Consider the following 26,572-nt stretch of genomic DNA (forward strand, 5'->3'; position numbering starts at 1 on the left):
CGGGGTTACAGGGTCAGGTCGCGGATGAAGGCCAGCAGGCCCTGGCCGTCGGCCCCGTGGAACCAGGCGGCGTGGCTCAGGAAATAGCCCTCGTACGCCAGGCCCGCGTTCTCCGCCGAGTGCGTGACACCGTGGAAATAGTCGGTCTCCGCCAGGGCGAATTCCGCATGTACCAGGGGCAGCAGGGCCGCCAGCGCCTGGCGCCGGGGCGCATCCAGGGGACTGACGGCATGGTATCCCGCCATCAGCGCGGCTACCTGGTCGTGGTGCGCGGTGGGCTGCCGCCCTTCCGTCAGGGCCAGCCATTCCACCGTGTTGCGCTCGATGGCCGTGGCCAGGTCATAGAGGGCCGTGGTGCGGTCGGCCAGGCCGAAGTCCAGCACCGCCGCCACGTTGGCCGTGGGACCGGCATCCGTCCAGGTGAGGTTGGACGCGTGCGGGTCGTTGTGCGTCCACAGGCTGGGCAACCGGTCCAGGTGCGGCCGCAGCGCGTCATGGAAGGGCAGCAGCAGGCGCTGGGTGTCGCGCCGCCAGGGGCGGGTCGACAGGTAATCGGCCAACGCCGGCCGGGCCGCCACATAGTCCGCCATGGCCGCCAGCGGGTCATCGCTGGAAAACAGGGTGAAGCCCGACACCAGGGCCTGGCCCCGGCGATGCGGGCGGTCGAACCCTTCCGAGGCCTGGTGCAGGCGGGCCAGGGCGGTGCCGGCGGCGCGCGCATGGCCCAGGTCGCGGAAGGGCGTCCAGGACAGGGCGTCCCGGTAGAGATCCAGGCCCGGCGCCAGGCCGTGGACCTCATAGGTCCACTCGCCCAGGGTCAGGGCGCGGGCGCCGGTCGCCGTCGCCAGCACGTCGCAGATTTGCACGCCCAGGGGCGCGCCGCGCCGGCGCAGATGGTCCATGAAGGCGTGCTCATCCTCCAGCTGGGCGGCGGTCCGCACCCGGGCATGGTGGCGCTTCACGAACACCGCCGCGCGCGCGCCACCTGCCGTCGCCACCACCGAGGCGGCGGAGAAGGGGCGCGGACTGTGGCTGAGGATGCCGCGCACCGCACCCACATCGGGGTAATGGCGCAGCAGGCCCGCCACCTCCGTCCCCGTCAGGGGCGGCCAGTCGGGCAGCACCGCGCCCACCCCCATCCCATGGGCGTGATGCAGGCCGTCTAGCGTGGACCGGGCGGGGGAGGCGCTCATGAAGCGGGGATGAGACCTTACAGGGAATACTGCAGCGTGAAGCGCGCCGTGCGTGGCGCCCCCAGATGCAGATAGGCGTCGCCGGCGCTCTCGCCAACATCTTTCCAGTAGCGCCGATCCAACAGGTTGTCGACCGACAGCCGCAGGGTCAGCTTGTTGTCCAGCGCGCTGGGGGCATAGCGCAGGCCGGCGTTGAACAGATGATAGGCCGGCGCTGTGGCCACGGCGTCACGCGCCGCCGCCCGTTCCCCCACGTATTGCCAGCCGGCCAGCAGGGCCAGCCCGTCCAGGTGCGGCAGGGTATAGTCGGCGTAAAGCGCGGTGCGCACGTGCGGCACGTTGATGGCCTGGTGGCCGTCATAGCTGGGGGTGCCGGTGCCGTAGGCCACGGCGTGCATGAAGGTGGCGCTGGCCGTGAGGCGCAGATCTTGGGTCACCTGGCCGGCGGCATTCAGTTCCAGGCCGTCGTGACGCTCCGTCCCCTGGCGCACATAGGTGAAGCCATATTCGCTGTCGTCGGGCTTGGCGTACTCATACGCCTTGCTCAGGCGGAAGACGCTGGCGCCCAGCAGCAGGCCGTTCCAGTCGTACTTGGCCCCCACCTCATCCTGCCAGGACAGGGACGGCGACAGGATCTCGCTGGCGTTGGTGGCCCAGGCCGGCGCCTGGCCGCCCAGGGACAGGCCGCGGGAATGGCTGGCGTACAGGGTCACGGCCGACAGCGGCTTGTAGACCAGGGCCACCTGCGGCAGGGGCAGGGTCTCCGCCGTGTTGCGGACGGTGGCGTGGTCGATGTCGTAGGCGCGCTCGCGCAGGAAGACGGTGCGCACCCCGGCGTCCAGCTCCAGCCCCGTCACCAGGGCGCCCAGGTCGATGCGGTCCATGGCGCTGATCGCGTACTGGCGGCTGTCCAGCCGTTCGTAATTGGCGCCGGGATTGTTGGGCGAGGGCGCGAAGGCCAGCGGCGTGGGGTTGTAGATGTTGTCGCTGCCGACATAGTCATAGACGTAGTCGGTCTGCGTCACCGTGCGGCGGAAGACGCTGGCGCCCAGGGTCAGGCTGTGGCCGATGGCACCCGTCGCCAGCTTGCCCAGCAGTTGGGCCTGGGCCTGGTCATCCTCCCGCGCGTCGTTGGGGCTGCGGTAGTCGTAGACGTCGAAATCGCCGTTGGGCGCGAAGTAATAGCCGGGCGACTCGCCGGCAGCACAGCTGGCCACATAATAGCAGCCGTAGGCGAATGCGACGTTGTCGTCGATGACCGTGCGGCTGTGGCCCACCTGCACCGTCAGGCGCCAGTCGTTGCTGAAGCGATGCTCATACTGGCCGGACAGGTTCAGGGCATTGATGGTGACGGGCTTGGTCCAGGACTGGGCGCCCAGCATGCGCGAGGGCGGCACCGTGTCCAGCGCCGGCAGGGCCGTGCCACCCAGCAGCTGGTAGCCGGAGACGGAGTGCTGCACCCGGCGCTGGTACTCCAGGTCCAGGTTGACGGTGTCGTCCTGCGTTGCCCGCCAGTCGCCGGCGATGGACCCGAAATTGCGGTAGCCGTCGGCATGGTCGACGTAGCTGGCGATGTCTTCATGCGCCGCGTTCAGGCGCAGGCCGTACTGCTTGCGCGCGCCGAACAGGCTGCCGATGTCCACCGCGCTGTAGAGGCCGCCGCGGTTGTCGGTGCCCAGGGTCAGGCTTTGCACATCCGCCGGCCGCTTGGTGACATAGTCGACCAAGCCACCCGGGGCCACCACGCCGGCGTCCACCCCGGCCAGGCCCTTCAGGAACTCCACCCGTTCCTTGTTTTCCAGCGCCACCGGCTGCTCACCGGCGATGGTCAGGCCGTTGATCCGCAGGCCGGTGGCCAAGTCCAGGGGGAAGCCCCGGATGGCGATGTCCTCGTAATAGCCTTCGGGCGCGTAGTTCTCCCCGATCGAGGCGTCGTTGCGGATCAGGTCGCTCAGGCGGCGGGCCTGCTGGTCATCCATCAGGTCGCGGGTGACGACGCTGACCGAGGCCGGGGTGTCCAGCACCGTGCCGGCGGCGCCGAACTGGGTGTCGGTGGCGCGGAAACCCTGGTCGCGCACGCCGGTGACGATAACGGTGGCCGGCTGGTCGGCCGGTTCGGCCTGCGCGGCCCCGGCCATAACCAGGGCGATCACCGCCACGGAGTGCATCAGGCGGGCTTGGCGGCGGTGGGAAATCGTCACGGGACTGTCATCCTGAAAGGGCGGCACTGCCGTGCCCGCCGCTGGGCGCGCGGGGTGGGGCAAGCCACGAACAGCATTGGGATTGGCGGCTTTTTGGCGGATTCCCGCCGCCGGGTCAAACCTCTGCCTGCTCAGGGCCGGGTTGCGCCAGTGCCGGACCCAGCAATGAGAATGCAATTGATTCTTAATTTCATGAGTCATATAGGTGCACCAGGAACCAACCTGATGGGGAAAACAAGAATGCGGCAAACGCTGTTGAAGGCGACCGTTCCGGTTTGGCTGTTGGTGGCGCTGGGGGGCGTCACCCTGACCCACATCGCGCTGGCGGCGGCTCCCGACCCGGCCCCCGCCGATGGCGCCGATGCTGACCCGGCGGCGACGGTCACCGTGACCGCCACGCGCACGGCCAAGGACATCAGCGACGTGCCGGCCAGTGTCAGCGTCATCACCAGCCAACAGATCGACGAACAGCTGGTGACGGATATCAAGGATCTGGTGCGCTACGAACCCGGCGTCTCCGTCCGTAAAAGCCCGGCGCGCTTCACTCTGGCCGGCGGCGCCACCGGCCGTGACGGCGACAGCGGCTTCAACATCCGGGGGCTGGAGGGCAACCGCGTCCTGATGCTGACCGACGGCATCCGCGTGCCCGACGCCTACAGCTTCGGCGCCCAGAACATGGGGCGCGGCGACTATGTCGACCTGGGCCTGCTGAAGTCCGTCGAAATCCTGCGCGGGCCGGCCTCGGCACTCTACGGCAGCGACGGCGTGGCCGGCGCCGTCAGCTTCATCACCAAGGATCCTGACGATTTCCTGACGGCAGGTAAGGATTGGGCAGCCCAGGGCAGCGTCGGCTACACCTCCGCCGATGGGGCTTGGTCCAAGGGCGCGCTGGCCGCCGGCAAGGTGGGCAAGCTGCAGGCCCTGGTGGCGTACACACGCCGCGACGGCAACGAAACCGCGACCAACGGCGACAAGAACGCCGCCAACACCGACCGTACCACCGCCAACCCGCAGGACCTTTATTCGAACGCCGTCCTGGCGAAGGTGGTGTACGAACCGTCGGACGCGCACCGCCTGCGCCTGACCTTCGACCATGACGACAACCACACCAACACCACGGTGTTGAGCGCCATCGCCAAGCCGCCACTGGCCGCCACCAGCGTGCTGGGCCTGATCGCCCGGGATCGGCAGGACCGCAACCGCGTCAGCCTGGACCACCGGTACGACATCGGCGCGGACGTGATCGACAGCCTGCGTTGGACGGCCTACTACCAGGAAACCCACGCGACCCAATACGGGGCGGAGGATCGTAACACCGCCACCGACCGTACGCGCGACAGCACCTTCGATACCAACGTTTACGGCATCGACCTTCAGGCGCAGAGCAAGACGCTGGGCCACGACCTGACGCATACCTTCGTGTACGGCGGCGATTATTCGGTCACCCATCAGGAGTCCTTGCGCGACGGCACGGTGCCCTCGGCCGGTGATGCCTTCCCCTCGCGGGCCTATCCCACCACCGACTACACCCTGGCCGGCATTTTCCTGCAGGACGAGATTAACGCCTTCGACAAGCGGCTGACCCTCTACCCGGCCGTGCGCTTCGACTATTATGACCTGTCGCCCAAGAAGGACGACCCGCTGTTCACGGCGCTGACGCCCATTTCCAAGAACGACAGCCACGTCTCGCCCAAGCTGGGCATCCTCTACCATGTGCTGCCCGACGTGGGTGTATTCGTGAACCTGGCCGAGGGCTTCAAGGCGCCGGCGCCGTCGCAGGTCAACAACGGCTTCGCCAACCCGACGCAGAACTACAAGTCCGTCTCCAACCCCAACCTGAAGGCGGAAACCAGCCAGACCGTCGAGGGCGGCTTCAAGTTCAACGGCGGCTGGGGTGAAAAGACCGGGGGGAATGGCGTGGAAAACGCCGTGCTGGGCGGCGGCCGCTGGGATGCCAGCGTCACCGGCTATGCCGGCCGCTACCGCGACTTCATCGACCAGGTGCAGGTCGGCGGTACCTTTACCGCCGTCAACCCGGCCATCTACCAGTATGTGAACCTGTCGCGGGTGACCTTGCAGGGGGCGGAGGCCAAGGGCCAGGTCACCTTGAATTCTGGCATCGGCGCCCTGGCCGCCTTCTCCTACACCCATGGCGAAAGCACGTCGGGCGCCACCACCACCCCGCTGGACAGCGTGGACCCGTGGAAGCTGGTGCTGGGTGTCACCTACCGCGACCCGGCGGGCCGTTTCGGTGGGCAGGTGACCATGACCCATTCCGGGGCCAAGGACCGGTCCGACGTCAGCAGCGCGACCTACTTCATCCCGGGGGCCTTCACCATCCTGGACGCCACCGCCTACTGGAACGTGACGGAGAACGCCAGCATCCGCGCCGGAATCTTCAACCTGACGGATGAGAAGTACTGGTGGTGGGGCGACGTGCGCGGCCAAGCGTCCACGTCCACGGTGCTGGACGCCTGGACCCAGCCGGGCCGCAACGTCGGCGCCTCCCTGACCCTGAAGCTCTGATCCCGATCCGGCCGGCGTGGGGGCGCTTGGCCGGATCCCCGGTGGCGGCGGGTCCCGCCCGTGCCCGCCGCCACCTTCTTCTCCGATCGCATGACCTGCCCCAAGAGGCCCACCGATGACCCTGCATGACACCCTGAAGACGCCTGACATCCTAAAGACTGGCCGCCGGTCCTTCCTGACCGGCGCCGCCCTGCTGGGCGTGGCCGCCCACCTGCCGCTGGCCGCCCGCGCGACCGAAACCGCCGCACCCTCCACCGCCGCGCCGGAACAGGACCGTAAAGCCATCCTGGCCATGGCCGGCACCTACAAGGTGACTTTCGATTTCCGGGAAACCACGCCCTTCCTGGCCGACTACAAGCCCATCGCGCCCAAGGTCAGCGGTGGGAACGAGGTGGTGCGGGTGGTGGAGGACACCGGCTCCATCATCCGCCTGCAGCACATCCTGGTGGTGGATGGCGAGGACGGCTTGCCCGTGGTGGTGAAGCATTGGCGCCAGGACTGGGTCCACCAGCCGGCCACCGTGCTGACCTACCAGGGCACCGGCCACTGGTCGCTGACCCCGGTGGATGCCGCCGCCGCGAAGGGCGCCTGGTCGCAGACCGTCTGGCAGACGGACGATTCCCCGCGCTATGGCGGGGTGGGCCGCTGGCGCCACGATGCCGGCGTCTCACGCTGGACCAGCGACGAGACCTGGCGCCCCCTGGCGCGCCGCGACGCTACCCGCCATCCGCCCTACGACCGTTACAGCGGCACCAATCGCCACGCGCTCACGCCCGCCGGCTGGGTGCATGAGCAAGACAATGCCAAGATAGGGCCTCGCGACGGCACGTTGGTGACCTTCGTGCATGAGACGGTGGTCAACACCTACAACCGCTCCGACGACTTCCCCGTCGCGGCGGCGGAGGAGTACTGGGCCAGGACCGCGACCTACTGGGCGGCCGTGCGTGCCGCCTGGGACCAGGCCATCGCCCGGCACCAGGGGGTGAGCGTGACGGAGGAGGCCAACAACGGCTCCATCACCGGCAAGGCGCTGATGGGCCTGGCCGATAGCATCGCCAAGGGCGGCAAAAGCACCCCGGACGCCATCGCCGAGGCCCGCCGCGTCATCGCCGACGCGACGCAAGCCCCGGCCAGGTCCGGTACCTGACGCCGCCCGGCCGTGTCAGGGTTTCACGCCAGCCACAGCGCCGCCAGGGCCACGGCCGCCGGCATCGCCTGAATCATCAGGATGCGGCGGCTGACGGACCAGGCACCGTAAGCGCCGGCCACGATCACGCACAGCAGGAAGAAGGTCTTGATGTGCAGCGCTGCCGCCGGGTCGGGATAGGCCAGGCCCCAGACCAGGCCCGCCGCCAGGAAGCCGTTGTACAGGCCCTGGTTGGCGGCCAGCACGGCCGTCTGCGCGGCCTTTTCCGGGGAGTTGCGGAAGGTGCGCAGGCCCAGCGGCTTGGTCCACAGCACCATCTCCAGCACCAGGAACCAGGCGTGCAGCAGGGCCACCACGGCCACCAGGATAGTCGCGATAACGGCCATGGAAAGGACGTCCCCCAAAGGTTGTTATGGACCCACTATGCCGGGTGGCGGGGTGTTGGCAAACACCAAAGGAAAAGGCCGCCCAGTCGCCCGGGCGGCCCCCTCCATCACGCCTGGGTCAGGCGCTTACCACTTGTAGGCCACGCGGAAATAGTACATGCCGCCGTCGTACCCGAAGGGTGAGGTGTCTGGATACTGGTCGCCATAGTTCAGGCGGCCGGCGCTGCGGTTCTTCTGCGGGTACTTGTCGAACAGGTTCTGCGCGCCGACGGTGGCGGTCAGAGCCTCGGTCACCTTGTACCCGATCTCCGCATCGAAGATCCAAGCGGGGTCGTAATGCTGGCCGGCGCTGGAATTGTCCTGCCAGGCACCGTAGTAGCTGCCACGGTACATGAGGCTGAGCGCGCCGATGTCGTAGTTGGCGGTCAGGTTCACGCGGTAATGCGGCAGGCCGTTCTCGATGTCCGCCTTGCGGTTGGCGTCGATCACGGCAGCGTCGTACTTGGTGACGTCGGTATGGTTGATGTTGGCCGCCGCCGTCAGGTGCAGGTCGCCGTCATAAACCTCGAAGGTCTTGTTGGCGACGATGTCCACGCCTTGGCTGCGGGTGTCGAAGGCGTTGGTGAAGAAGTTGACGTTGCCCAGGGTGTTGGCGCCCACCACGCCCAGCGCCGCCAGCTTGATCTGGTCGGCGGCGGAGACGGTGAAGTCGCTGGTGATGCCGATGCGGTCCTCGACCTTGATGTTGTAATAATCGACGGTCAGGTTGACGCCGCCCGGCAGGTCGAACACCAGGCCGCCGGCGATGTTGAACGAGGTCTCGGGCTTCAGCGTCTTGGCGCCGTAATACTGGGCCACCACGCTGTCGACCGGGAAGGTGCCCAGCACGATGGGTTCGGGGCTGCCCGCCTTGAAGGTGGTCTGCGTGCTGCTGATGTGGGACTGGCCGGGCGTCGGGGCACGGAAGCCGGTGTTGATGGACGACCGCACGGCCACCCAGTCGGTCAGCTGATAGCGGCCGAAGATCTTCCAGTTGGTGGTGTCGCCGAAATCGTCGAAGTCTTCATAGCGCAGGGCGACGCCCGCGCTCAGGTCCTTGATGATGTCGGCTTCGGCGTCGGCGTAGAAGGCGTAGTTGCCGCGGGGGTACTGGCCGGCATCGTTGGCGGTGAAGCCGGGATAGCCGTTGGACCCGATGGGCATGCCGGCGGTGTAGTACTTGCCCGCCTGGTACGAGGCCACGTCACCGGACTTGATGGTGTAGGTTTCGCGCCGGTACTCGCCGCCGCCCGCCAGCGTCAGGGGGCTGGCCAGCCAATTGAGATTGATGGGGTAGGTCAGGTCCAGGTTCAGGTTGGTCTCTTCCTGGATCTGGGTGCCGACATAGAACTGGTGCGGGCTGCTGGGCCCGAGTGAGGGGTTGACGGTGTTGCGGATGCTGTAGCGCAGCTCATCCTTGCCGTAGCTGGCGCTGGCGTCGATGATCAGGCCGGACTTCAGCGTCGTCCTGTAGCCGCCGGTGATGCTGCTATCCAGGATGTCGCCGTAGAACCAGGGCGTGAAGCCGTTGGGGAAGACGCTGTTCCATTTGAAGGTGGCGCCGTTATCCAGAGTGAAGGGCGTGATCAGCCACGACACCGTGGTGGGGTTGCGGTAGTTGAAGCTTTCCTTGGCGTAGCTGTGGCCGAAGTTGCCGAACAGGTAAACCTTGGAATTGTCGCCCAGGTCGATGCCGCTGTTGACGAACAGCCGCTCCGCCTCCACCGCCGGATCGCCGAAGCGCTGGGCCGGGTTGGGGATGGTCAGGCCCTGGGCCGCCAGCTTGGCGGCGTCGGGGCGCTGCGTCCCGCGTGAGGTCGGGTCGTTCTTCACATACTCGGCGCTGATGTTGACGAAGCCGCGGTCGCCCAGCGGCAGGCCGGAATTGGCCTGGATGTGGGCGCTGCCGCCGTCGCCGGCATAGGTCTGGCCCCACTGGGCCACCACCGTGCCCTGGTCGGCGCTGTCCTTCAGGGTGAAGTTCATGACGCCGGCGATGGCGTCCGAGCCGTACTGGGCGGCGGCGCCGTCGCGCAGCACTTCCAGCTGCTTGATGGCGATGGCCGGGATTTGCGCCAAATCGGGGCCTTGCGAACCCACGGTCAGGCCGTTGGCGCCGATCTGCACCAGGGCCGAGCGGTGGAAGCGCTTGCCGTTGATCAGCACCAGGGTCTCATCGGGCGGCAGGCCGCGCAGCGTCGGCGGGCGTACGAAGGTCGAGCCATCGGAGATGGAGAAACGGGCGACGTTGAAGGACGGCACCAGCTGGCGCAGCAGGTCGTTGGTGTCGCCGCCTGCTTGGCGCGACAGGTCATCCGGCGTGAACACGTCGATGGGCGACGGGCTGTCCGCGACCGAGCGGTCCACGCGGCGGCTGCCCGTCACCACGATTTCCGACAGGGCGTCGGCATCGGCCGCCGGGGCCGGCGCCGTGGCGGCGTTGGCGGTGCCCATAGCCAGCCATCCCGCTGAGCACAGCAGGGCGATACCCAAGGCTTTACGCGCACTTATGGCGTTGGTGTTGTTTGTAAGCGTCATGTTGGCCCCCTGATCTTTGGATATTTTGTTGGATCACGGCAGCTTGATGGCGCGATTCCCCGCAAGTTTTATGAAACGAAGCGACTCATTGCCCCGGCCGCCTCTTTTCAAATCCTCATCAATTGCGATGCGGAAGTAGATTTGCCTTTTTGAAAGGCGGTTTGACTTACAGGCGTGCTCCTTTCCCTTGTCTTGGTCCTTCCGGGCCCTTTGCTGGCTTTCGGGGCTTCCCGACCCCTATCCAGAAAAGGTGTCCTTCAAGATCCGTTGAACTCCAGGCCGACCACCCCCATCAGTGGGTGACGGTCGGCGCCTTGTCCTGCGGATGGGCGTTCGCCTTCACTTGCGCGACGAAGCCCGGGTCCACGGCCTGGGCCTTGTTGCCCCAAGCCTGGCGGACGTAACTGATGATGTCGGCCAACTGCTCCTCGCTCAGCAGGGCCGCGAAGGTGGGCATGCCGCCCCGGCCCTGCAGCACGGTGCGCACCACCGGTTCCGGATCGCCCTGCACGAAGGGGTCGCCCGCCAGTGCCGGGAAGGCGCCCTTCACGCCCAGGCCCGTCTTCTGGTGGCAGGCGGCGCATTTGTGGTTGAACAGGTCCTGACCCTTGGCCACGTCCTGCGCCAGGGCCGGCGACGTCATGGCCAGGCCGGCGACGCCAGCGGTGAGGAGGGCGGCGGTGAGGATGATGGTATTGCGCATTTCCCCCTCCCTCACGCCGCCACGCGCTGATGGATCTGGGCGATCTGGTGCCAGGCGGACTCGATGGCCCCGGCCTGCCAGCCGCCGATGTAGCTGATGTGCTCTCCCGCCAGGTAGATGCGGCGGTCGGGCTTGACCAATACCGGATAGGCGGTCGCCCGCGCCTCCGCGCTCCAGTTGCCCCAGCCGCCCAGATTGTACTGAATCAGGTGCCAGGAGGCGGAGAAGGCGGTTTCGAAGTTGTCCTTGTATTGGGGGAAGATCCGCTGCCCCGCCTCCAGCGCGATGGCCGCGCGCTCCGCCGGGGTGTTGCCGCTCATGTCCGTCGCGTCGGCACCGAACATGTAATAGCCCAGCAGCACACCCTTGGCCGACTGCCAGCCGGATGACGGCAGGCTGATCAAATTGAGGCCGGGGGCGTCGGTGTAGACATGGCCGCCATAAATGGCGTCGTCCTCTTCCCAGAACCGGCGTTTCATCTGCAGGCCGATCTTGCACACCGGATCGTAGGACAACTGCCCCATGGCCTGCTTGTAGGCGTCGGAGAAGTCGGCATCGATGGTGCGCAGCACGCTGACCGGGATGGTGCACAGGCAGTAATCGGCGCTGACCGTGGCGCGTTTGCCCGTCTTGGTGTCCAGGTAGTCCACCGTGACGCCGCTGTCGGACTGGCGGATGCGCTCCACCTCCGCGTTGTACTTGATCAGGTGGCCGACGTGCTTCTCGAAGCCCTTGGCGATGCGGTCCATGCCGCCCACCGGCTGGAACATGGTGTGCTGCTGGTCGAAGGTGCCGACCGACTGGACCATGCGCCACAGCCGGGACTGCACCAGGTCGGGGAAGGCGTAGGGGGTACTGGGCACGCCGGGACCGGGGTCATCAATGCCGGCGCCCGGATTGACCTTGTAGCCGCGGCCTTCCGTGCCGCGATAGCTGAGGTCGCTTTCCAGATAGCCTTCGCCGCGCAGGTACTCGATGAACAGTTCCACGTCGTCCTTGGCCAGGCCGGTGTCCAGCTTGCCCGAGGTGGCGGCCTTGGCCACCAGTTCCGACGTGTAGCCCCGCATGTCGGCCCGTATTTCGAACTGGCGCACGCGCTTGCCGGCCAGGGGACCCTTCACCGTGTCGAACTGGGCGTAACTGGCATCGTTCTCGTTGACGAAGACCTCCAGCGGGATGCCGAACGTCTTGGTGTAGTGCAGGGTGGAGCGATGGCAGAACGGGATGCGCCAGGGGCCGTGGTTCAGGTACAGGCCCTCATCGAACTTGCACTCCTGCTCCTCCCCGCCCAACTCCGTCATCTTGAAGCCCTTGCGGGCCGTCTGGCAGCGGCCGCCGCCGAAGGCGCGCGCCTCCAGGATGGTGACCTGATAGCCCAGCTTGGACATTTCATAGGCCGCCGTCATGCCGGCCACGCCGGCACCCAGGATCAGCAGCTTGTGCCCCGCGCCTGATCCGCGCAGGGCCGGCGGCGCGCTGGTCATGGAGGCGATCCCCGCCCCCCAGGCGTTCAGCGCCGTCATCACCATGGCGCTGCCGCCCAGCAGCGCCGCCTTTTCCAGAAAATGGCGCCGTGTGACCCCGGCGCGGGGCAGGTCCGTCATGGCAGGCATATGCACCCTCCTTGTCCGCATCGCGGGACCACCCACCGGTTCGCGGCGGATGTCACCAGGCCCCTGGGCCGCCGGAACGGCGTCAGGGCGCGCGGGCGGCGATCACCTCGATCTCGACCATCAGGCCGGGGGCAGCGAGGCCCGCCACCTGCACGGTGGTGCGGGCGGGCTTGTTGGGCTGGTCAGCGGTGCCGAAGAACTGCGTGTAGCCGGACATCATGCCGGCGAAATCCATCTTGCCGTCATGGGCGGGATCGCCCACCAGGTAGACGTGCATCATGACCACGTCACCCAGGGTCAGCTTCTGGGCGGCCAGCGCCTCCTTGATCTTGTTCAGGGTGCTGACGGTCTGGGTGGCGGTGTCGCCATAGGCCTGCGGGCTGCCCTTGGGCGCACTAGGGTCGGCCACCGACGGCGTCATGCCGCTGAGGTACACCACGTCCGATCCCGCCGGCACGGATACGGCGGCGGAGATGGGGAAGCCGCCGGCGGCGTCGGTGCGGGTGATGGGCTGCTTGGCCGTTGCCGTTCCGCTGGATGAGATGATGCCGGCTTCGGTGATGATGCCGGCCAGCACGGCGGTCAGGGCCAGGGCCCCCAGGAAGCGGGCCATGCGGCGCTCGGGGCTGCGGGTGGAATGGGTGGTCAAGGCAAGGCTCTCCTGTTCCGTTTTTTATGGTCCTGTATCGACGGACGCCTGTCGCCTGATGGCGCCCGGGCCACTTTTGATTTCAAGCGGCGGGACTTGTCGTCTCCGGCCCGCCGGGCCGGGCCCGGCGGGCGGAGTGGGGTAATCGGCGGCGGCTTCGGATGTGTGCGTCGCACAATTTCCGTGTAGTCGCCGGTACAGGGGTGCGCTGCCGGGTCAGCGCCGCGCGCGGCTCCCGGGGCGTGTCCTCATGCTCTGGTTGGCGGGGATGTGGAAGGAAATGATCGCTGAAAATATGAATGGCCGCCCGCGTGGACGGCCATATCCGCAATATCGTTCGCGAAATAGAGAATATCGTGAGTCGGAATCTTGCCGGCGCGCCGATCAGTTTCCAGATCAGTGCGACCCAGAGTCCGGAAAATATTTTTGACAATGATGGTGACGGCCCGTTTCGTCATGCGTCTCTGTCAAATTAAGGGGTGGATTGAACTCTGTCCGCGTCTCTCTTTTATCGACCCAACTGCCAAATCTCCGGTTCCAGCCCCCATTTCAGGGGGATGAGACCGTTTTCACTCTGTCAGGGTTTATCAGCAATAACCGGGCCAATTCGTTCGCGGCTGCGATATAAGCATTTCGGCCGAGGCAACGGCGAACCGGGCGCACAGCGATTGGGCAATTCAGGATTGTTACAGGCATGTTGCCGCAAAGCTGTGCAGACGCGACGGCCCTATGAAGCTTTAGGCTGTGGGGGGCTGACTGTCGGGAACGACACTGGACAGGCCGGTCGCTTGCTGTAAGCAGGAAGGGACCCCACGCGGCCACTAATCCCGACGTCCTTTCGATGCGCCTGCTGAAACCTTTGGCCCACGGCCCCATCGCCCGTCTATGGGGCGCGTTGTCGCTGTCGGCGGTGGGGGACCAGCTGCATCAAATGGCGCTGGTCTGGCTGGCCGTGGGGCTGGTGGGGCCGGACACCGGGTATGTCGCGGCGGCCGACACGGTGGCGTTGATGACGGTGGCGCTGCTGGCTGGCGCCTGGGTGGAACGCTGGGACCAGGGCAGCGTCATGATGGCGGCCGACTTGGCGCGCGCCGGCTTGGCGGCGGTGCCGGTGCTGGCGGCGCTGACCGGCCATCTCACCCTGTGGACCCTGGTGGTGCCGTCGGTGGCGCTGTCCGCCCTGGCGGGGTTGTTCGACCCGGCGCTGCAGGCCTCGTTGCCGCGGCTGACGGCGGACCGCAGCCTGCTGGCCGCCACCAACGCCCTATTCGATGGCACCTTGCGTCTGGCGCGCCTGGTCGGTCCCACCCTGGCGGGCGCCCTGGCGACGCTGATGCCGCCGGTGGCGCTGATGGGGGTGAACGGCCTCAGCTTCCTGGCATCGGCCTGCGCCGTGTTCAGTGTCCGGTCGCATCTTGCCGATCCGGCGGGGAAGGCGCCCATGCGCGCGGCGGCGGCGGTGGACACCCTCGCGGGGCGCTTGCTGGCCGGATGGCGCCTGGTGCGGCGGGAGCCACCCTTCACCTATCTGCTGTGGCGCAGCGGCCTGACCGGCGGCCTGTGGACGCTGACCATTTGGCTGGCGCTGCCGCTGCTGGTGCGTCAGCAGGGTTTGGCCGGATTCGGCCTCAGCGGCCTGTCCGCCCTGGCCCTGTTGTTCTCGGCCTACGGCGCCGGCAACCTGATCAGCAACCTGGTGGTGGGCAGCCTGCCGCCGGGGGGCGTGCTGACCCGCCGGCCCATGGCCCTGGTGGTCGCGGGCGACGTGCTGGTGGGGGGCGGCTTCGTCGTCATGGCGCTGGCCACGTTCGTGCCCGCGCCATGGACATTGGCCGCCATCGCGCTGTCGGCCGTGGCCACGGCCACAGGCGGCCCGGTGTGCCAAATCCCCCTGACCACCCTGCGCCAGACACGGTTCAGCGGGGGGGAGATCGCCGCCGTCTTCCGCCTGTTCCTGGTGCTGGACTGCCTGGGAACGCTGGTGGCCATGACGGCGGCACCGACGTTGTTGAACCTTCTGCCCACGCCCCTGGTCATGGCCGCGTGTGGCGCTGTCATCCTGGGCACGGCACTGATCTTTGGCCGGCGGGCGGACCGGCGCACCATGGCTGGGCAGACCATGGTTGCGGGCTAGGGCCATCGCGGTTACGTTCCCGTCATCCGCGTGACTGGCGTAAGCCTCGGATGACGGGGCCAGATGGAATACCATCGGGAAGCGCGGACGCACCCCGTGCCGCACGCCTGGGCCATCCACCCGTCACAACGGAAGGGGCGTCCCATGCTTGCCAGCCTGATCCCTATCCTCGTCGCCTTGCTGCTGGGGGCCATGGCCCCCGGGCCCAGCTTCGTGCTGGTCACCCGCACCGCCGTCACCCAATCCCGCCGCAACGGCCTGGCCGCCGCCGTCGGCATGGGCGTGGGCGGCACCTTCTTCGGCACGTTGGCCCTGCTGGGTCTGACCGCCCTGCTGACCCACGTCGCCTGGCTCAACATGACACTGCGCCTGGCCGGCGGCCTCTATCTGCTCTATCTCGCGCTGCGCATGTGGCGCGGGGCGGGCACGCCCCTGGGTAAGGCTGCGGGCACGCCCCTGGGCAAGGCTGCGGGCACGCCGCTCGCCATGAACGCGGGCGCCGCCACCGATGGCCGCGCGCCGTCGCTGGGCCGGGCTTTCGTCGTGGCGCTGGCCACCCAGCTCAGCAACCCCAAGACCGCCATCGCCTACGCCGGCATCTTCGCGGCCTTGCTGCCGTCCTCTTCGGTGTCGGGTGGGCCGCCGTCCCACCTGCTGCTGTTCCTGCCGCCGGTCATCTTCCTGATCGAGGCCGGTTGGTACAGCGTCGTCGCCCTAGCCTTTTCACTGGAGGCGCCACGCCGCGCCTATTTGAAGGCCAAGGGCGGCATTGACCGGGTGACCGGCACCGTCATGGGGGCATTGGGCCTGCGCCTGATGGCCGACGCCGTGCGCGACATGGCCCTGGCGCGCTGAGGGGGGACATGAGCATGCCGGATATCAACATGCTGTTGGCGTTCAGCCTGGTAGCCCTGGGCATGGTGCTGACGCCCGGGCCCAACATGGTCTATCTGCTATCCCGCACCATCTGCCAGGGGCGGGCCGCCGGCTTCGTCTCCCTGGGCGGGGTCGCGCTGGGCTTCCTGGTCTACATGCTGTGCGCCGCCTTCGGCATCACCGCCCTGGTGTTCGCCGTGCCCTACGCCTACGACGCCCTGCGCTTCGGCGGGGCGGCCTATCTGCTGTACCTTGCCTGGCAGGCGCTGAAGCCCGGCGGCCGCTCCCCCTTCCAGGTGCGGGCCCTGCCGGTGGACAGCCCGCGCCGGCTGTTCAGCATGGGCTTTCTGACCAACCTGCTGAACCCCAAGATCGCCATGCTGTACCTGTCGCTGCTGCCGCAGTTCATCGTCCCGGGCAAGGGCAGCGTGCTGGCGCAGAGCTTGGCCCTGGGCGGCGCCCAGATCGCCATCAGCCTGACGGTTAACGCCCTGGTGGTGCTGACCGCCGGCGGCCTGGCGGCTTTCCTGGGCACGCGGCCCACCTGGCTCAGGATGCAGCGCTGGCTGATGGGCACGGTGCTGGCCGGCCTGGCCCTGCGCATGGCGACCGAGGCCCGTCGTTAAGCTTTCGCCCCAAGGCCTCAGGACGCATCCCGGGGGTCTTGGCCACCCGCAACAGCGGGCGCCAGAGCTTTCCGGCGGGCATGGCGCCATGGAGATCGGGGAAGGTGGGCGCGGACGCGCCCACCCGAACCGCATCAGGCCATGTAATCGTGCAGCACCCGGCCGAAGGGCAGGGTGAAGTCCACCACCTGGTGGCGGCCGCCGACGATGCGGCGTACCGGCAGGTCGGCCACGCGGCAGTTGACGTGGGGCATCAGGTGCAGGCGGGCCGGGCCGTCCCAGGCGCCGTGGACATGGACGTCGGTCAGGTTGTAGCCCACCAGCTGGGCCACCTTGGGGCCGCCGTCCACGTCGGGAATGAACTTCAGGTTCACGTTCAGCTTGCCGATGCCCTTGGCCACCTCATCCAGCCGGTCGGCCAGGCTGAAGTGCTTGTAGGTCATGGTGCCCATGGCCACCCGCTCCTCATCGTAGTGCAGCGTGCCGGTCAGCGTGTCCTTCTGCACCTTCAGGCGGGGGATGCCGTACTTCTTGGGGAAGCCCCAGATCTCGCGACCGGCGGTGATGGGCGGCTCATCGTCCAGGTACATCTGGACCGAGAAGTTGCAGGGCTCGCCATTGAACTGGGCGACGATGCCGGTGCCGCTCTCCTCATAATCGCCGAAGCCGGAGCTGTCCGGCATCTTCATCCATTCATAAAAGCACAGGTTGCCCGGCGCCGGCTCCAGCGGTTCCGGCAGAGCCCGGCGGATGGCCTCCGGGTCGCTTTCATAGGTGATGATCAGATATTCGCGCCGGATGAAGCGGTAGGGGCCCCGGGGATAGCTGGGGCTGAACAGGGGCATGGAACTGGCGGAGAGGATCTCGTCACGATTCATGTCGGCACTACTCCCAGGCATTCGGGGCCTAAAAGGGGGAAGCACCGGGACCGGTCGATAGGCGGGATGGTTGCAGGACCTTGGCGGCGGACCGATACCCGGACGAAGGGATGACCAGGATGGCGGATGCATTCCCGGAAAACCATTCCCTGTCCGAGTAATTTTTGTTGCGCCGCATCAAACCATAGGTGCACGGGGGCGGCGGATGGCCGCACCCCGTTTCCCCAGCCTTATCAATAACCGACGGTGAAGCGGCGGTTGGCGTGCGCCGGGCTCTCCACCTCATCCACCAGCGCGACCGCGAAATCCTCGTAGCTGACCTGGCTCTTGCCCGTGGCATCGACCAGCAACTGGTCGTCGGCCAGGCGGAACCGGCCGGTGCGTTCTCCGGCGAAGAAGAAGGCGGATGGCGACAGGAAGGTCCATTCCACGCCGGTGTCGCCCTGGCGCAGCGCATTCAGCACGTCGCGGCCGGCGCCGGCCTCCGCCTTGTAGGCGGCCGGGAATTCGGGGGTATCGATCAGCGCCACGCCCGGCGCCACCTCCAGCGAGCCGGCGCCGCCGACCATCAGCAGGCGCTTGACGCCGGCGGTCTTGATGGCGCTGAGGAGCGAGGGCAGGTCCAGACCCTGGAAGCGGGTGCTGCTGATGGCGGCGTCGTGGTCGGCCAGCAGGGGGGCCAGGCCGGCGGCATCGCCGGTGTCGCCGGCCCTGGCCGTGACGCCGTCCTGGGCCGGTACCTTGGCCACGTCCCGGGCGATGGCGGTGACGGTGTGGCCGCGGCGGCGCAGCTCCGCCAAAATGCGGGTGCCGACATTGCCGGTGGCGCCGATCAGGGCGATTTTCATGGGATATCTCCGGTTTGAGCGCTGGCGAACTGTCGCACAGCGGACTAGGTTACGTTCGATAACCAGATGCCATTTTGACCGCCAAGTTTGAAGAAGGCACGTTTCGATGCCCTGGTTATCGCGGCATTACCACCCCACGCCCGTCGGAATTGACGCGCTCAGGACGGAGACATTCATGGACGGACGCACACCCGAAGCAGCTGTGGAACCCGTCATCGCTGGGGATGTGGTGGCCGCCGGATATCGCCCCGATGCGGAGGACGGTGTCTGCCCCGTGCGCGACGTCCTGGACCGCCTGGGCGACGCGTGGAGCGTCCTGGTCATTCGTCACTTGGATGGCGGCCCCGCCCGTTTCAACGCCCTGCGCCGCGCCATCGAGGGCATCTCCCAGCGCATGCTGGCCCAGACCCTGCGCAAGCTGGAACGCGACGGCTTGGCCAGCCGCACCGTGTTCCCCACCACCCCGCCTCAGGTGGAATACGCCCTGACCGACCTGGGCCGCAGCTTCTCCGCCCACCTGGCGCACCTGGCCCAGTGGGCCGCCCTGCACCAGCCCGCCATCCGCGCCAGCCGCCGGGCTTATGATGCCGCGTCCGGCGACGATGGCTAGGAATAGGAATTAGCCGCCGGCGGTGGCGCGCAGCTGCTCGGCGATGGCGGCCAGCCGGTCGCCCAGGTCCTTGGTGGCGGCGGTGCTGGCCTGCTCGTGGGCGCGGCTGCTGTCCACCAGGGACTTCAGGTCGCCAGTCAGGTCCAGCAGGCCGCGGATGGTGCGGTCGGCCGCTTCCATGCGGATGCGCAGGCCGTCGGCTAGGGATTGCACGGTGGCCAGGTTGGGATCGACGCGGGGCGTCAGCGCTTCCGTCAGTCCGCCGGTCAGGGCGCGCAGGGACTCCGTTGCCTCGTCCTGGCGGGCCAGGGCGCGGTTCAGGGCGTTGGTGGCGCCGCTGGCGTCGGTCGCCAGGCTGGTGGCCTCCCGCTGCAGGTCGCGCACCGCTTCCTCCACCCGCGTCCCGGCGTCGCCCAAGCCGGCGGCCAGCATGTCCGACAGGCGGGTGGCGGTGTCGCCGATGCTGCCGGCCCGGTCGCCCAGGGCGTGGGCCGTGGCCTCCAGCCGAGCGATGGCCTCGTCGGCGGCGGCCTTCTGGTCGGGATCGGCGCTGCGGCGCTCCAGCTCCGCGCGCATGGCCTCCGATATCTTGCCGAGGCTGTCCAGGGTGCGGGTCATTTCGCCCGCGCGCAGCGCCACGCCCGCGGCCGCCCCCGCCAGGTCGCGCTGCACCGCTGCCAGGCTTTCCGCCACCGGCTCCAGGCGGGTGCTGTTGGCCTCGGCCGCCGTCTCGATCAGGCGGTTGGCACGGGTCAGGCCGTCCAGCGCCCCCGACAGGTTGCGCGTGACCTCATCCGCCGTGCCGCGCAGCAATTCGGCCGAGCCTTCCACCCGGCCCGTCACCCGTTCCAGCCGGTCGCCGGCGTGGGCCAGGGCGGCCTGCAGGTTGCGGTCGCTGTTGCCCACCGCCTCCGTCGCGCGCGTCAGCCCGGCGGTGGCTTCGGCGGAACTGCTGGCCAGCATCTCGCCCGAGGCGCGCAGCAGCTTGACCGAGGCCAGCAGCTTGTTCTGCAGGTCGCCCATGGCACTGTTCATGCGCTCGTTGGCCTGTTGCGCCTCGCTGGTGGCGTGGCGCAATTCCCCCTCCGTCTCCGACAGGCCGCGCACGACGCGGCCCACGTCCTCGCCGGCGGTCAGCACGGTGTTGGCCACCAGGTCGGCATTGCGGCGCAGCACCTCCACCAAGTTGTCCAGCCCGCCACCGCCGCCCCGGTCGTCGAAGGCGTGGACCTGCAGGGCGGCGCGGCTCAGCAGCTCCGTCGCCTCCTTGATCTCGCGGTTGCTGTCGCCGGCGGCCTTGGCCACGGCGCCGCACAGTTCGCCCATGCGGCGCACGCTGTCGGCCAGCTCCTGCCGGGTGTCGCCCAGCAATTCCGTGAGGTCGCGCTGGGTGCCGCTCAGCAGGCCCGTCAGGTCGCGCCGGGTGTCGGCCACCAGGGTGGACACGGCGTCGCCATTGCCGGCCAGGGTGTCGCCGGCGCTGCGCAGGCGGGTGGTCAGCTGGTCGAACAGGTCGCCGGCGTCGCCATCGAACTTCAGGCGCACGCGCCCGTTCTCGGTGATGATGGACACGTCGGGCAGGTCGGCCACCTGGCGACGGAAGCCCTCGATGGCGCGGGCCATGTCGCCCAGTTCGTCCACACGGTCGGTGCCGGCCACGGGCACGCGCCAATCCCCCCGGGCGACTCCGCCCACGCTGTCGCGCAACTGGGCCAGCGGCACCAGCAGGCGCAGGCGGATCAGCCACAGGGTCGCCGCCGCCGTGGCCAGCATGGCGCCCACGGCGGCGATTCCCAGCCAGAAGCCGGCGCGGGCGGGGCCGGCCAGCACGTCGGCCGTGGTCTGCACCTCCTGCCGGCGCAGCTGGGCGATGCGGTCGGCCACGGCGGCATGCAGGGTCATCAGCGACAGGCCAGTGGCGCCGGACAGGGCCTGCGGCTTGTCGCCGGCGGCATTCACCGCTGCGCGGTAGCGGTCGATCAGACGGTGCAGGTCGCGCGCCAGATCTGATTCGGCCGTGGTCAGGCGGTTGCCTTCGAAGGCGCGGACGTTGCGGTCCGCCGTTTCCAGCGCCTGGGCGATGTCGGTTCGCGCCTGGGCACTGCCGGTTTCGGCGTATACAGCCAGCGCATTCAGAAGCCCGCCGTTGCCCAGGGCGGACCGCGCCTCATCCAGCGCGCGGGATTTGGCGGCGGCTGCGGCTGGCGTCTCATCCAGCGACCTGTCGACGCGACTGAACAGGGCCATGTTGTAGGTCGCGGCCGCCACCAGGGCGACGGACGCGACGACGACCAGGGCGGCGATCCAGCCGCTGGCGCGCCGCAGGCTGCCGGCGGGGCCCCCTTTGGCGGCGCCGTGCGATGAACTGATCCCTGACCTCATACCCCCACCCGCCTGTCGTCCATTCCACACGCCGGTTGCCAGGGCGCGCCCCGCCCCGGCGATGTCGGCCCCGGCCCAAGGCGCTCCAGTGTAAGGCGCCCCGGTACAAGGCGCATGGTGTGGGAGGGCGCCCCACCTTCGTCAATGACTTTGTACTTAAGCACTTTGCGCCGCCTGGCATGGTGATGGGTTGACGCTGCCAAGCGCGTACCAGGACCCGCATGACCCGGGAGCACGATTGCGACCTTAATGCCGGATGCCGGGCGGGGGCTTGCCCCCACGCCGGGCAGGGCGTAGGAAGGATCAGGTCGGGCGAGGTTGGTGCGCCTGGATCCTGGGTGAGGAGGCCCGGTTGTCTGCGCCGTTGTGGCTGCGCGGGTTTCGTATCGAGGGCCTGTATGCGTATCGTCCAGATCATATTGTCCAAAGGGTTCCGGGGGGCGGAACGCCACGTCGCGGAGCTGGCGACGGCCCAGGCGCGCCACCACGACGTTCTGCTGATCGTCCGGGCTGACAGCGCCGACGCGGGTGGTCGTTCCATCCGCGACCAGCTGCCGCCCTCGGGCGCGCTGCCGGGACTGCGGGTGGTGACGGTGGGGCCCGGCCTCATGGCGCCTGGGATCTGGAGCCATATCCGCCGCTTCCGGCCGGATGTCATCCATTGCCATGGCGGCCGCGCGGGCCAGACCGTGGGCCGGCTGCGGCCGCTGTTGCCGGGCCGCCCGTCCCTGCTGGCCACCATGCACCCCGACTACCGGCGCCGGTGGTACCAGAACCACGACGCCGTGGTCGCCACCACCGATTGGCAGGCGCAGGAGGCCAAGCTGGGCGGGTTCGAGGGGCGCATCGCCCGCGTAAACCTGTGGCTGCAGGCCCATCCCGTCCCGCATGCGGGACGCATCGCGGCGCTGCGCGCGGAAATGGGTGCGGAACTGCCGGGCGATGTGCTGGCCTTGGGTGTGGGGCCGCTGATCCGGGAAAAAGGCTTCGACCTGTTGGTCAGCGCGGTACGCGGCATGGGCCACCCGCACCTCAAGCTGGCCATCGTTGGCGATGGTCCCGAGATGGGGGCGTTGCGCCAACAGGCGGCCGACTGCCCGGCCATCCGCTTCCTGGGCTTTCGGGGCGATGTGAAGGATTTCTACCACGCCGCCGACCTGTTCTGTTCCCCCTCCCGGTTCGAACCGTTCGGCTTGGTGTTCCTGGAGGCGCTGGACGCCGGTGTGCCTGTGGTGGCCTCCGCCTCGGAAGGGGCCCGCACCATCCTGCAGCCCCTGTCGCAGGACGGCGGGGACGCGTTCAGCGCGGCCGCCGGCGCGCGAACGGGCAATGGCTTGGCGCTGGCCCCGCTGGCGGCCCTGGGCGATGCCGATGATTTGGCGGAGCAGTTGGGCGTGGCGCTGGAGGCGATGGCGCAGGCCCGTGGAGCGGGGGTCCGCCTGCGTCACCGGCCGGAGCTGCCCGCCTACAACCAGGCCACCAGCCTGGAGGCGCTGGAACGGCTCTACGCCGAACTGATCGCTTCTGCCGAGGCGGCGGCCGCCGCCGCGCTCAAGGCCGGGGCGCCGGCACCGGGCCACTGACCTTCAGCGGCACGCCGCCGCAGCTCAGGGCCACGTCGGGCTTTTCCACATCCTCGATCCGCAGGACCGCGAGGCCCAGGGGCCCCAGGCTGCTGCGCATTTCGCCCACCTCGCGCTCCCCCCACAGCACCGGCGTGCCGGCGGCGGGCAGGGCTTGTCCGTCGGTTGCCGTCACCCGCATCAGGCGCTTGCGGATCAGGGCGCGATAGTGGGTGCGGGCCGTCAGTTCCTGACCCATGTAGCAGCCCTTGTCGAAGGCCACGGCGGATAGGTTGTCCATGCCGTTCTCGAGCGGAATGGACTTTTCCGGCACCAGATCGCGGCTGCCATCCGGCACGCCCAGGTCCAGCCGGCGCCGGGCGTAGGCGTCGGCCGCGTCGGGCAGGCTCTCCGCCAGCGGGCGAGGCAGCAGCAGGCGCAAGCCCAGGCCGGCATGGCGCGGATCGACATAGGCGATGGCCGGGCCGTCCGGCGTTTCCATGATCCCCGCGGCACCAGGCGCGGCGTCCGCCGCCGCCCCGTCCAGGGCCACGCCCACCGCCCACTGGGCGCTGGCGTCGGCCAAGGCCACCTTGGACCGCAGCTTGTACATCGACAGGCGGCGCAGCAGGTCGGGCGCCCGCGCCGCTTCCGTCTCGATCAGCAGGGTTTCGTTGCCGTCCGCATCCACCTGGGCGGTCACGAACAGCTCGTGCAGGAACTTGCCTTGGGCGGTCAGGAACAAGGCGTAGATGGCGTGGGAGGCGCTGACGCGGCGAACGTCGTTGGTGATCAGCCCCTGCAGGAAGCTGCGGGCGTCGGGCCCGGTCAGCGCCAGCACGCCCCGGTCGGCAAGCCGGCCCGCCACGCCGTGGGCGACCAGGGGCCAGGAAAATGCGACGCCTTCACTCATGATGCCGGACCTGAACAGTTTTCCCAATGGGGTGCTTCAACAGGTAAGGGGTGGCGCGTTCCGCCGCAAGGGTTCCCACCCGTATGCAAGGGTCGACCGCCATCGCCGCATTGGCAAGCGTCTGACGGCGCTTGTATAAGGGGCCGGTCGCCGGGGTCATGCCGTGGGTTGGGGGCCAGTCTGTTGCGGGTTTTGTTCATCACCTCCACCCGTCTGGGCGACGCGGTGCTGACAACCGGCTTGCTGGGGCATCTGGTGGACCAGACGCCGGACGCGCGCTTCACCATCGCCTGCGGTCCCATTGCCGCTCCTCTGTTCCGCGCCGTGCCCCGCCTGGACGAGATCATCGCCATGCCCAAGCGGCGCCTGGCCGGCCATTGGCTGGACCTGTGGCGTCAGGTGGCGGGCCGCCGCTGGGATTTGGTGGTGGACCTGCGCGACAGCGCCGTGTCCCGCCTGATCCTGGCCCGTCGCCGCGCGACCTTCCGGGGCGGTGACGATCGCCAGCCCAAGGTCGTGTCCCTGGGCCAGGTGCTGGGGCTGGATCCGCCGCCCAACCCCCGCCTGTTCCTGAATGACGCCATCCGCGACGAGGCACGCGCCCTTCTGGGGCCCGACACCGGGGCCCCGATCCTGGCGCTGGGCCCCGCCGCCAACTGGACGGGGAAGGAATGGCCGGCGGATCGCTTCGCCGCGCTGGCCTTGCGGATGGTGGCCGGCCCGTTCGCGGCCGGTCCCTGTCCCGCCCGGGTCATGGTCCTGGCGGCGGAAGCGGAACGGCCGCGCTGCGCACCGGTGTTGGACGCCCTGGGTGCCGCGCTGGGTGCCGGCCGGGTCATCGACCTGGTGGGCCGCACCGATCCGCTGCTGGCGGGCGCCTGCCTGGAACGGGCCCGGCTGTTTGTCGGCAACGACAGTGGCCTGATGCACGTGGCCGCCGCGGCCGGTACGCCCACGCTGGGGCTGTTCGGGCCCACCCCGTCGCACCTCTATGCGCCGTGGGGTTCCCAGGCCCGGGCCGTGGTGGCACCGGCGGCCGAGCCGGGCGCGTCGCCGGAGGCCCGCATGGCGGCACTTTCCCTCGGTCACGTGGCGGACGCCGCAGCTGAATTGCTGGCCCAGGTGACGGTCAATCCCCATGCCTATCCTGTGACCTGATAAAAAAGCGCTAGGACCATCGCTGTTCCCGAGTAAAAGGTGGGGCCTTGGTGGCCAGGCTGGGGGGCCTTGGGCCACCGGAGAGATACGCTGGAGCAAGATGTCGTCGACCCAGACCACGCGCGAACTGCGGGCCAGTGCACCGATCAAGTCCCCCTTGCCCGCCGCCCCGCCGGCGGCTGAACCCACTGCCATATCCCGGAAAGCGGCGCCTTTCAGCCTGGCATGGACGGGCCTGACGCTGTTCCTGCTCACCGTGCTGGGCTTCGTCTGCGCCCTGCTGCCCTTGGGCACGGCACCCGCACTGATCAGCCTGTCCTTCCTGGGCGGCATCCTCTACGTGCTCACTGCCCGTCGGCTGCCCACCCTGCTGACCGCCCGCGCGACCTGGCGTGCCACGCCGCTGCTGCCCCTGGCGCTGTGCCTGCTGCTGGGGGCGGTGTCCGTGCTGTGGACGCCTGTGCGCAAGGACGGCGTGGGGCAGCTGCTGACCTTCCTCTACACCGTCGTGCCCTTTCTGTTCTGGATCGGCACCCTGCGCGAGGTGGATGAGCAGCGACGCTGGCTGCTGATCCGCTGGGCCGTCATCGGCATGCTGGTGGGCCTGGCCATCTTCGCCGTCGAGGTGGTGGGCGACCAGCCCATCTACCGCCTGGAAAAGGCGCTTGAGGGCACGAAAGTAGACCATGACCGGGCGCTGAACCGGCCCGCCGTGCTGTTCGCCACGCTGGCCTGGCCCCTGGGTCTGGGCCTGGCTCGCCTGGCCTGGGTCACCGGCCGGGGGGCTGTCGCCCGCCTGCCGGCGCTGGCGGCGATGAGGCTGCCCCCGGCTGGGCGGGCCATGCCTTGGGCCTGGGTGATGCCAGCGGCCTTCTTCCTGGCGGCGCTGGGCGGCACCAGCGCCTCGGCCAAGGTGGGCCTGGGCGCGGGCCTTGTGTTCTACGGCCTGGCGCGGCTTTCCGCACGCACGGCCCGGGTGCTGCTGATCGTGGCGCTGGTGGCCGGTCCCACCCTTTCCATCCCCATCTCGCTGGCCCTGCACCGCGCTGGCCTGACGGAAGAGGCGCGCATGCCGTGGAGCTTCCGCCACCGGGTGGAAATCTGGGACGTGGCCGCCCGCCGCATCCTGGAAAAGCCCCTGCTCGGCTGGGGACTGGACAGTTCCCGCAACATCCCGGATGAGGGCGAGGTTTCCAAGTTCCACCCCGAATCCCCCATCATCCCCCTACATCCGCACAACATTTTCCTGCAGGTGCTGCTGGAGCTGGGGGTGGTGGGCAGCCTGCTCTACACATGGCTGGGCGTGGGGCTGGCCTGGGGCACGCGGCGCCTGCCGGCTTATGCCCAGGCCACGGCGCTGGCCGCCATCGCCGCCACCATCGCGGTGGGCTGCTTCTCCTACGGCGTGTGGCAGACCTGGTGGCTGTGCGGCATCATGCTGGCGGCGGGTCTGCTGGAACTGAACCTGCCGGCGGGATGGTGGACGCGGGCCGGCAAGGCCTGACGCCGGGGGCAGCATTGGGGCAGGCCAGCATTGCTGACGGCTTGCCCCCGGCGGGCTGGCGGGGGTAAATGGCAACCCCATATTCA

At 68.7% G+C, this 26,572-nt stretch carries 21 protein-coding genes and 1 riboswitch; of the genes, 10 read left to right on the forward strand and 11 right to left on the reverse strand.

Annotated features, from left to right (window positions below):
• Positions 1-5 precede the first annotated feature (5 nt).
• Together FBZ88_RS16450 and FBZ88_RS16455 are read right to left on the reverse strand one after the other, a co-directional pair.
• The gene (locus FBZ88_RS16450; RefSeq protein ID WP_145618293.1) at positions 6-1,193 is read right to left on the reverse strand and encodes a phosphotransferase enzyme family protein; all 1,188 of its coding nucleotides are present in this window, start codon (positions 1,191-1,193) and stop codon (positions 6-8) included.
• Between the two features lie 17 nt (positions 1,194-1,210).
• A complete protein-coding gene (locus FBZ88_RS16455; RefSeq protein ID WP_246138695.1) occupies positions 1,211-3,394 on the reverse strand; it encodes a TonB-dependent siderophore receptor in 2,184 nt (727 codons plus the stop codon).
• 240 nt (positions 3,395-3,634) lie between these two features.
• On the opposite strand from FBZ88_RS16455, the gene FBZ88_RS16460 reads away from it, so the two are divergent.
• Positions 3,635-5,920, forward strand: a complete 2,286-nt coding sequence (locus FBZ88_RS16460; RefSeq protein ID WP_145618294.1) for a TonB-dependent hemoglobin/transferrin/lactoferrin family receptor — start codon at positions 3,635-3,637, stop codon at positions 5,918-5,920.
• Positions 5,921-6,035: 115 nt separating this feature from the next.
• On the forward strand, positions 6,036-7,067 hold the full coding sequence (locus FBZ88_RS16465) for a DUF6607 family protein (RefSeq protein WP_211102690.1): 1,032 nt from the start codon (positions 6,036-6,038) through the stop codon (positions 7,065-7,067).
• Positions 7,068-7,090: 23 nt separating this feature from the next.
• On the opposite strand, the gene FBZ88_RS16470 is transcribed toward FBZ88_RS16465, so the two are convergent.
• The 5 genes from FBZ88_RS16470 to FBZ88_RS16490 form a co-directional block, all read right to left on the reverse strand.
• Positions 7,091-7,453, reverse strand: a complete 363-nt coding sequence (locus FBZ88_RS16470; RefSeq protein ID WP_145608786.1) for a DUF1304 domain-containing protein — start codon at positions 7,451-7,453, stop codon at positions 7,091-7,093.
• Positions 7,454-7,579: 126 nt separating this feature from the next.
• On the reverse strand, positions 7,580-10,030 hold the full coding sequence (locus FBZ88_RS16475; protein ID WP_246138696.1) for a TonB-dependent receptor plug domain-containing protein: 2,451 nt from the start codon (positions 10,028-10,030) through the stop codon (positions 7,580-7,582).
• Positions 10,031-10,322: 292 nt separating this feature from the next.
• Positions 10,323-10,733, reverse strand: coding sequence for a c-type cytochrome (locus tag FBZ88_RS16480; RefSeq protein WP_186464442.1), 411 nt, complete (start codon positions 10,731-10,733; stop codon positions 10,323-10,325).
• Between the two features lie 11 nt (positions 10,734-10,744).
• Positions 10,745-12,346, reverse strand: coding sequence for a flavin monoamine oxidase family protein (locus FBZ88_RS16485; RefSeq protein WP_246138697.1), 1,602 nt, complete (start codon positions 12,344-12,346; stop codon positions 10,745-10,747).
• Positions 12,347-12,428: 82 nt separating this feature from the next.
• Positions 12,429-12,995, reverse strand: a complete 567-nt coding sequence (locus FBZ88_RS16490) for a RidA family protein (protein ID WP_246138698.1) — start codon at positions 12,993-12,995, stop codon at positions 12,429-12,431.
• Between the two features lie 299 nt (positions 12,996-13,294).
• Here FBZ88_RS16490 and FBZ88_RS30315 point away from each other — a divergent pair, with 299 nt between their 5' ends.
• From FBZ88_RS30315 to FBZ88_RS16505, 4 genes are all read left to right on the forward strand, one after another.
• Complete coding sequence (locus tag FBZ88_RS30315; protein ID WP_186464443.1) at positions 13,295-13,471, forward strand: hypothetical protein; 177 nt, start codon at positions 13,295-13,297, stop codon at positions 13,469-13,471.
• Between the two features lie 365 nt (positions 13,472-13,836).
• Complete coding sequence (locus FBZ88_RS16495) at positions 13,837-15,129, forward strand: MFS transporter (protein ID WP_145618295.1); 1,293 nt, start codon at positions 13,837-13,839, stop codon at positions 15,127-15,129.
• Positions 15,130-15,149: 20 nt separating this feature from the next.
• Positions 15,150-15,249, forward strand: a riboswitch (ZMP/ZTP riboswitch).
• A gap of 24 nt (positions 15,250-15,273) precedes the next feature.
• Positions 15,274-15,984 carry a LysE family translocator gene (locus tag FBZ88_RS16500; RefSeq protein ID WP_145618296.1) on the forward strand — a complete coding sequence of 237 codons (711 nt, stop codon included), beginning with the start codon at positions 15,274-15,276 and terminating at the stop codon, positions 15,982-15,984.
• An 8-nt stretch (positions 15,985-15,992) separates the two neighbouring features.
• Entirely contained in the window at positions 15,993-16,631 is a 639-nt protein-coding gene (locus FBZ88_RS16505; protein ID WP_246138699.1) for a LysE family translocator, read from the forward strand.
• A gap of 134 nt (positions 16,632-16,765) precedes the next feature.
• Here the strand turns inward: FBZ88_RS16505 and FBZ88_RS16510 are convergent, their stop codons facing one another.
• On the reverse strand, positions 16,766-17,509 hold the full coding sequence (locus tag FBZ88_RS16510) for an acetoacetate decarboxylase (protein WP_145618297.1): 744 nt from the start codon (positions 17,507-17,509) through the stop codon (positions 16,766-16,768).
• A gap of 233 nt (positions 17,510-17,742) precedes the next feature.
• Complete coding sequence (locus tag FBZ88_RS16515) at positions 17,743-18,357, reverse strand: NAD(P)-dependent oxidoreductase (protein WP_145618298.1); 615 nt, start codon at positions 18,355-18,357, stop codon at positions 17,743-17,745.
• Positions 18,358-18,532: 175 nt separating this feature from the next.
• On the opposite strand from FBZ88_RS16515, the gene FBZ88_RS16520 reads away from it, so the two are divergent.
• Positions 18,533-18,967 carry a winged helix-turn-helix transcriptional regulator gene (locus FBZ88_RS16520; RefSeq protein WP_145618299.1) on the forward strand — a complete coding sequence of 145 codons (435 nt, stop codon included), beginning with the start codon at positions 18,533-18,535 and terminating at the stop codon, positions 18,965-18,967.
• Positions 18,968-18,976: 9 nt separating this feature from the next.
• On the opposite strand, the gene FBZ88_RS16525 is transcribed toward FBZ88_RS16520, so the two are convergent.
• Entirely contained in the window at positions 18,977-21,349 is a 2,373-nt protein-coding gene (locus tag FBZ88_RS16525) for a HAMP domain-containing protein (protein WP_145618300.1), read from the reverse strand.
• Between the two features lie 398 nt (positions 21,350-21,747).
• On the opposite strand from FBZ88_RS16525, the gene FBZ88_RS16530 reads away from it, so the two are divergent.
• Positions 21,748-22,932: a glycosyltransferase gene (locus FBZ88_RS16530; protein ID WP_186464444.1), complete on the forward strand. Its 1,185-nt coding sequence runs from the start codon at positions 21,748-21,750 to the stop codon at positions 22,930-22,932.
• Here the strand turns inward: FBZ88_RS16530 and ygfZ are convergent.
• The gene (ygfZ, locus tag FBZ88_RS16535; protein WP_145618302.1) at positions 22,901-23,824 is read right to left on the reverse strand and encodes a CAF17-like 4Fe-4S cluster assembly/insertion protein YgfZ; all 924 of its coding nucleotides are present in this window, start codon (positions 23,822-23,824) and stop codon (positions 22,901-22,903) included. The genes FBZ88_RS16530 and ygfZ overlap by 32 nt on opposite strands.
• 183 nt (positions 23,825-24,007) lie before the next feature.
• Between ygfZ and FBZ88_RS16540 the strand changes: the two genes are divergently transcribed.
• Together FBZ88_RS16540 and FBZ88_RS16545 are read left to right on the forward strand one after the other, a co-directional pair.
• Entirely contained in the window at positions 24,008-24,982 is a 975-nt protein-coding gene (locus FBZ88_RS16540) for a glycosyltransferase family 9 protein (RefSeq protein WP_145618303.1), read from the forward strand.
• A gap of 100 nt (positions 24,983-25,082) precedes the next feature.
• Positions 25,083-26,486 (forward strand): O-antigen ligase family protein, encoded by a 1,404-nt coding sequence (locus FBZ88_RS16545; protein WP_145618304.1) that lies wholly within the window; start codon positions 25,083-25,085, stop codon positions 26,484-26,486.
• Positions 26,487-26,572: the final 86 nt, after the last annotated feature.

The sequence above is a fragment of the Nitrospirillum bahiense genome, assembly GCF_007828025.1.
GTDB lineage: Bacteria > Pseudomonadota > Alphaproteobacteria > Azospirillales > Azospirillaceae > Nitrospirillum > Nitrospirillum amazonense.

Coding starts and splice junctions, on each gene's coding strand:
- FBZ88_RS16485 (WP_246138697.1), bottom strand. CDS start 12,346: ATGCCTGCCATGACGGACCTGCCCCGCGCCGGGGTCACACGGCGCCAT.
- ygfZ (WP_145618302.1), bottom strand. CDS start 23,824: ATGAGTGAAGGCGTCGCATTTTCCTGGCCCCTGGTCGCCCACGGCGTG.
- FBZ88_RS16450 (WP_145618293.1), bottom strand. CDS start 1,193: ATGAGCGCCTCCCCCGCCCGGTCCACGCTAGACGGCCTGCATCACGCC.
- FBZ88_RS16525 (WP_145618300.1), bottom strand. CDS start 21,349: ATGAGGTCAGGGATCAGTTCATCGCACGGCGCCGCCAAAGGGGGCCCC.
- FBZ88_RS16470 (WP_145608786.1), bottom strand. CDS start 7,453: ATGGCCGTTATCGCGACTATCCTGGTGGCCGTGGTGGCCCTGCTGCAC.
- FBZ88_RS16500 (WP_145618296.1), top strand. CDS start 15,274: ATGCTTGCCAGCCTGATCCCTATCCTCGTCGCCTTGCTGCTGGGGGCC.
- FBZ88_RS16515 (WP_145618298.1), bottom strand. CDS start 18,357: ATGAAAATCGCCCTGATCGGCGCCACCGGCAATGTCGGCACCCGCATT.
- FBZ88_RS16545 (WP_145618304.1), top strand. CDS start 25,083: ATGTCGTCGACCCAGACCACGCGCGAACTGCGGGCCAGTGCACCGATC.
- FBZ88_RS16465 (WP_211102690.1), top strand. CDS start 6,036: ATGACCCTGCATGACACCCTGAAGACGCCTGACATCCTAAAGACTGGC.
- FBZ88_RS16505 (WP_246138699.1), top strand. CDS start 15,993: ATGAGCATGCCGGATATCAACATGCTGTTGGCGTTCAGCCTGGTAGCC.
- FBZ88_RS16475 (WP_246138696.1), bottom strand. CDS start 10,030: ATGACGCTTACAAACAACACCAACGCCATAAGTGCGCGTAAAGCCTTG.
- FBZ88_RS16480 (WP_186464442.1), bottom strand. CDS start 10,733: ATGCGCAATACCATCATCCTCACCGCCGCCCTCCTCACCGCTGGCGTC.
- FBZ88_RS30315 (WP_186464443.1), top strand. CDS start 13,295: ATGGCCGCCCGCGTGGACGGCCATATCCGCAATATCGTTCGCGAAATA.
- FBZ88_RS16495 (WP_145618295.1), top strand. CDS start 13,837: ATGCGCCTGCTGAAACCTTTGGCCCACGGCCCCATCGCCCGTCTATGG.
- FBZ88_RS16530 (WP_186464444.1), top strand. CDS start 21,748: ATGCGTATCGTCCAGATCATATTGTCCAAAGGGTTCCGGGGGGCGGAA.
- FBZ88_RS16510 (WP_145618297.1), bottom strand. CDS start 17,509: ATGAATCGTGACGAGATCCTCTCCGCCAGTTCCATGCCCCTGTTCAGC.
- FBZ88_RS16460 (WP_145618294.1), top strand. CDS start 3,635: ATGCGGCAAACGCTGTTGAAGGCGACCGTTCCGGTTTGGCTGTTGGTG.
- FBZ88_RS16520 (WP_145618299.1), top strand. CDS start 18,533: ATGGACGGACGCACACCCGAAGCAGCTGTGGAACCCGTCATCGCTGGG.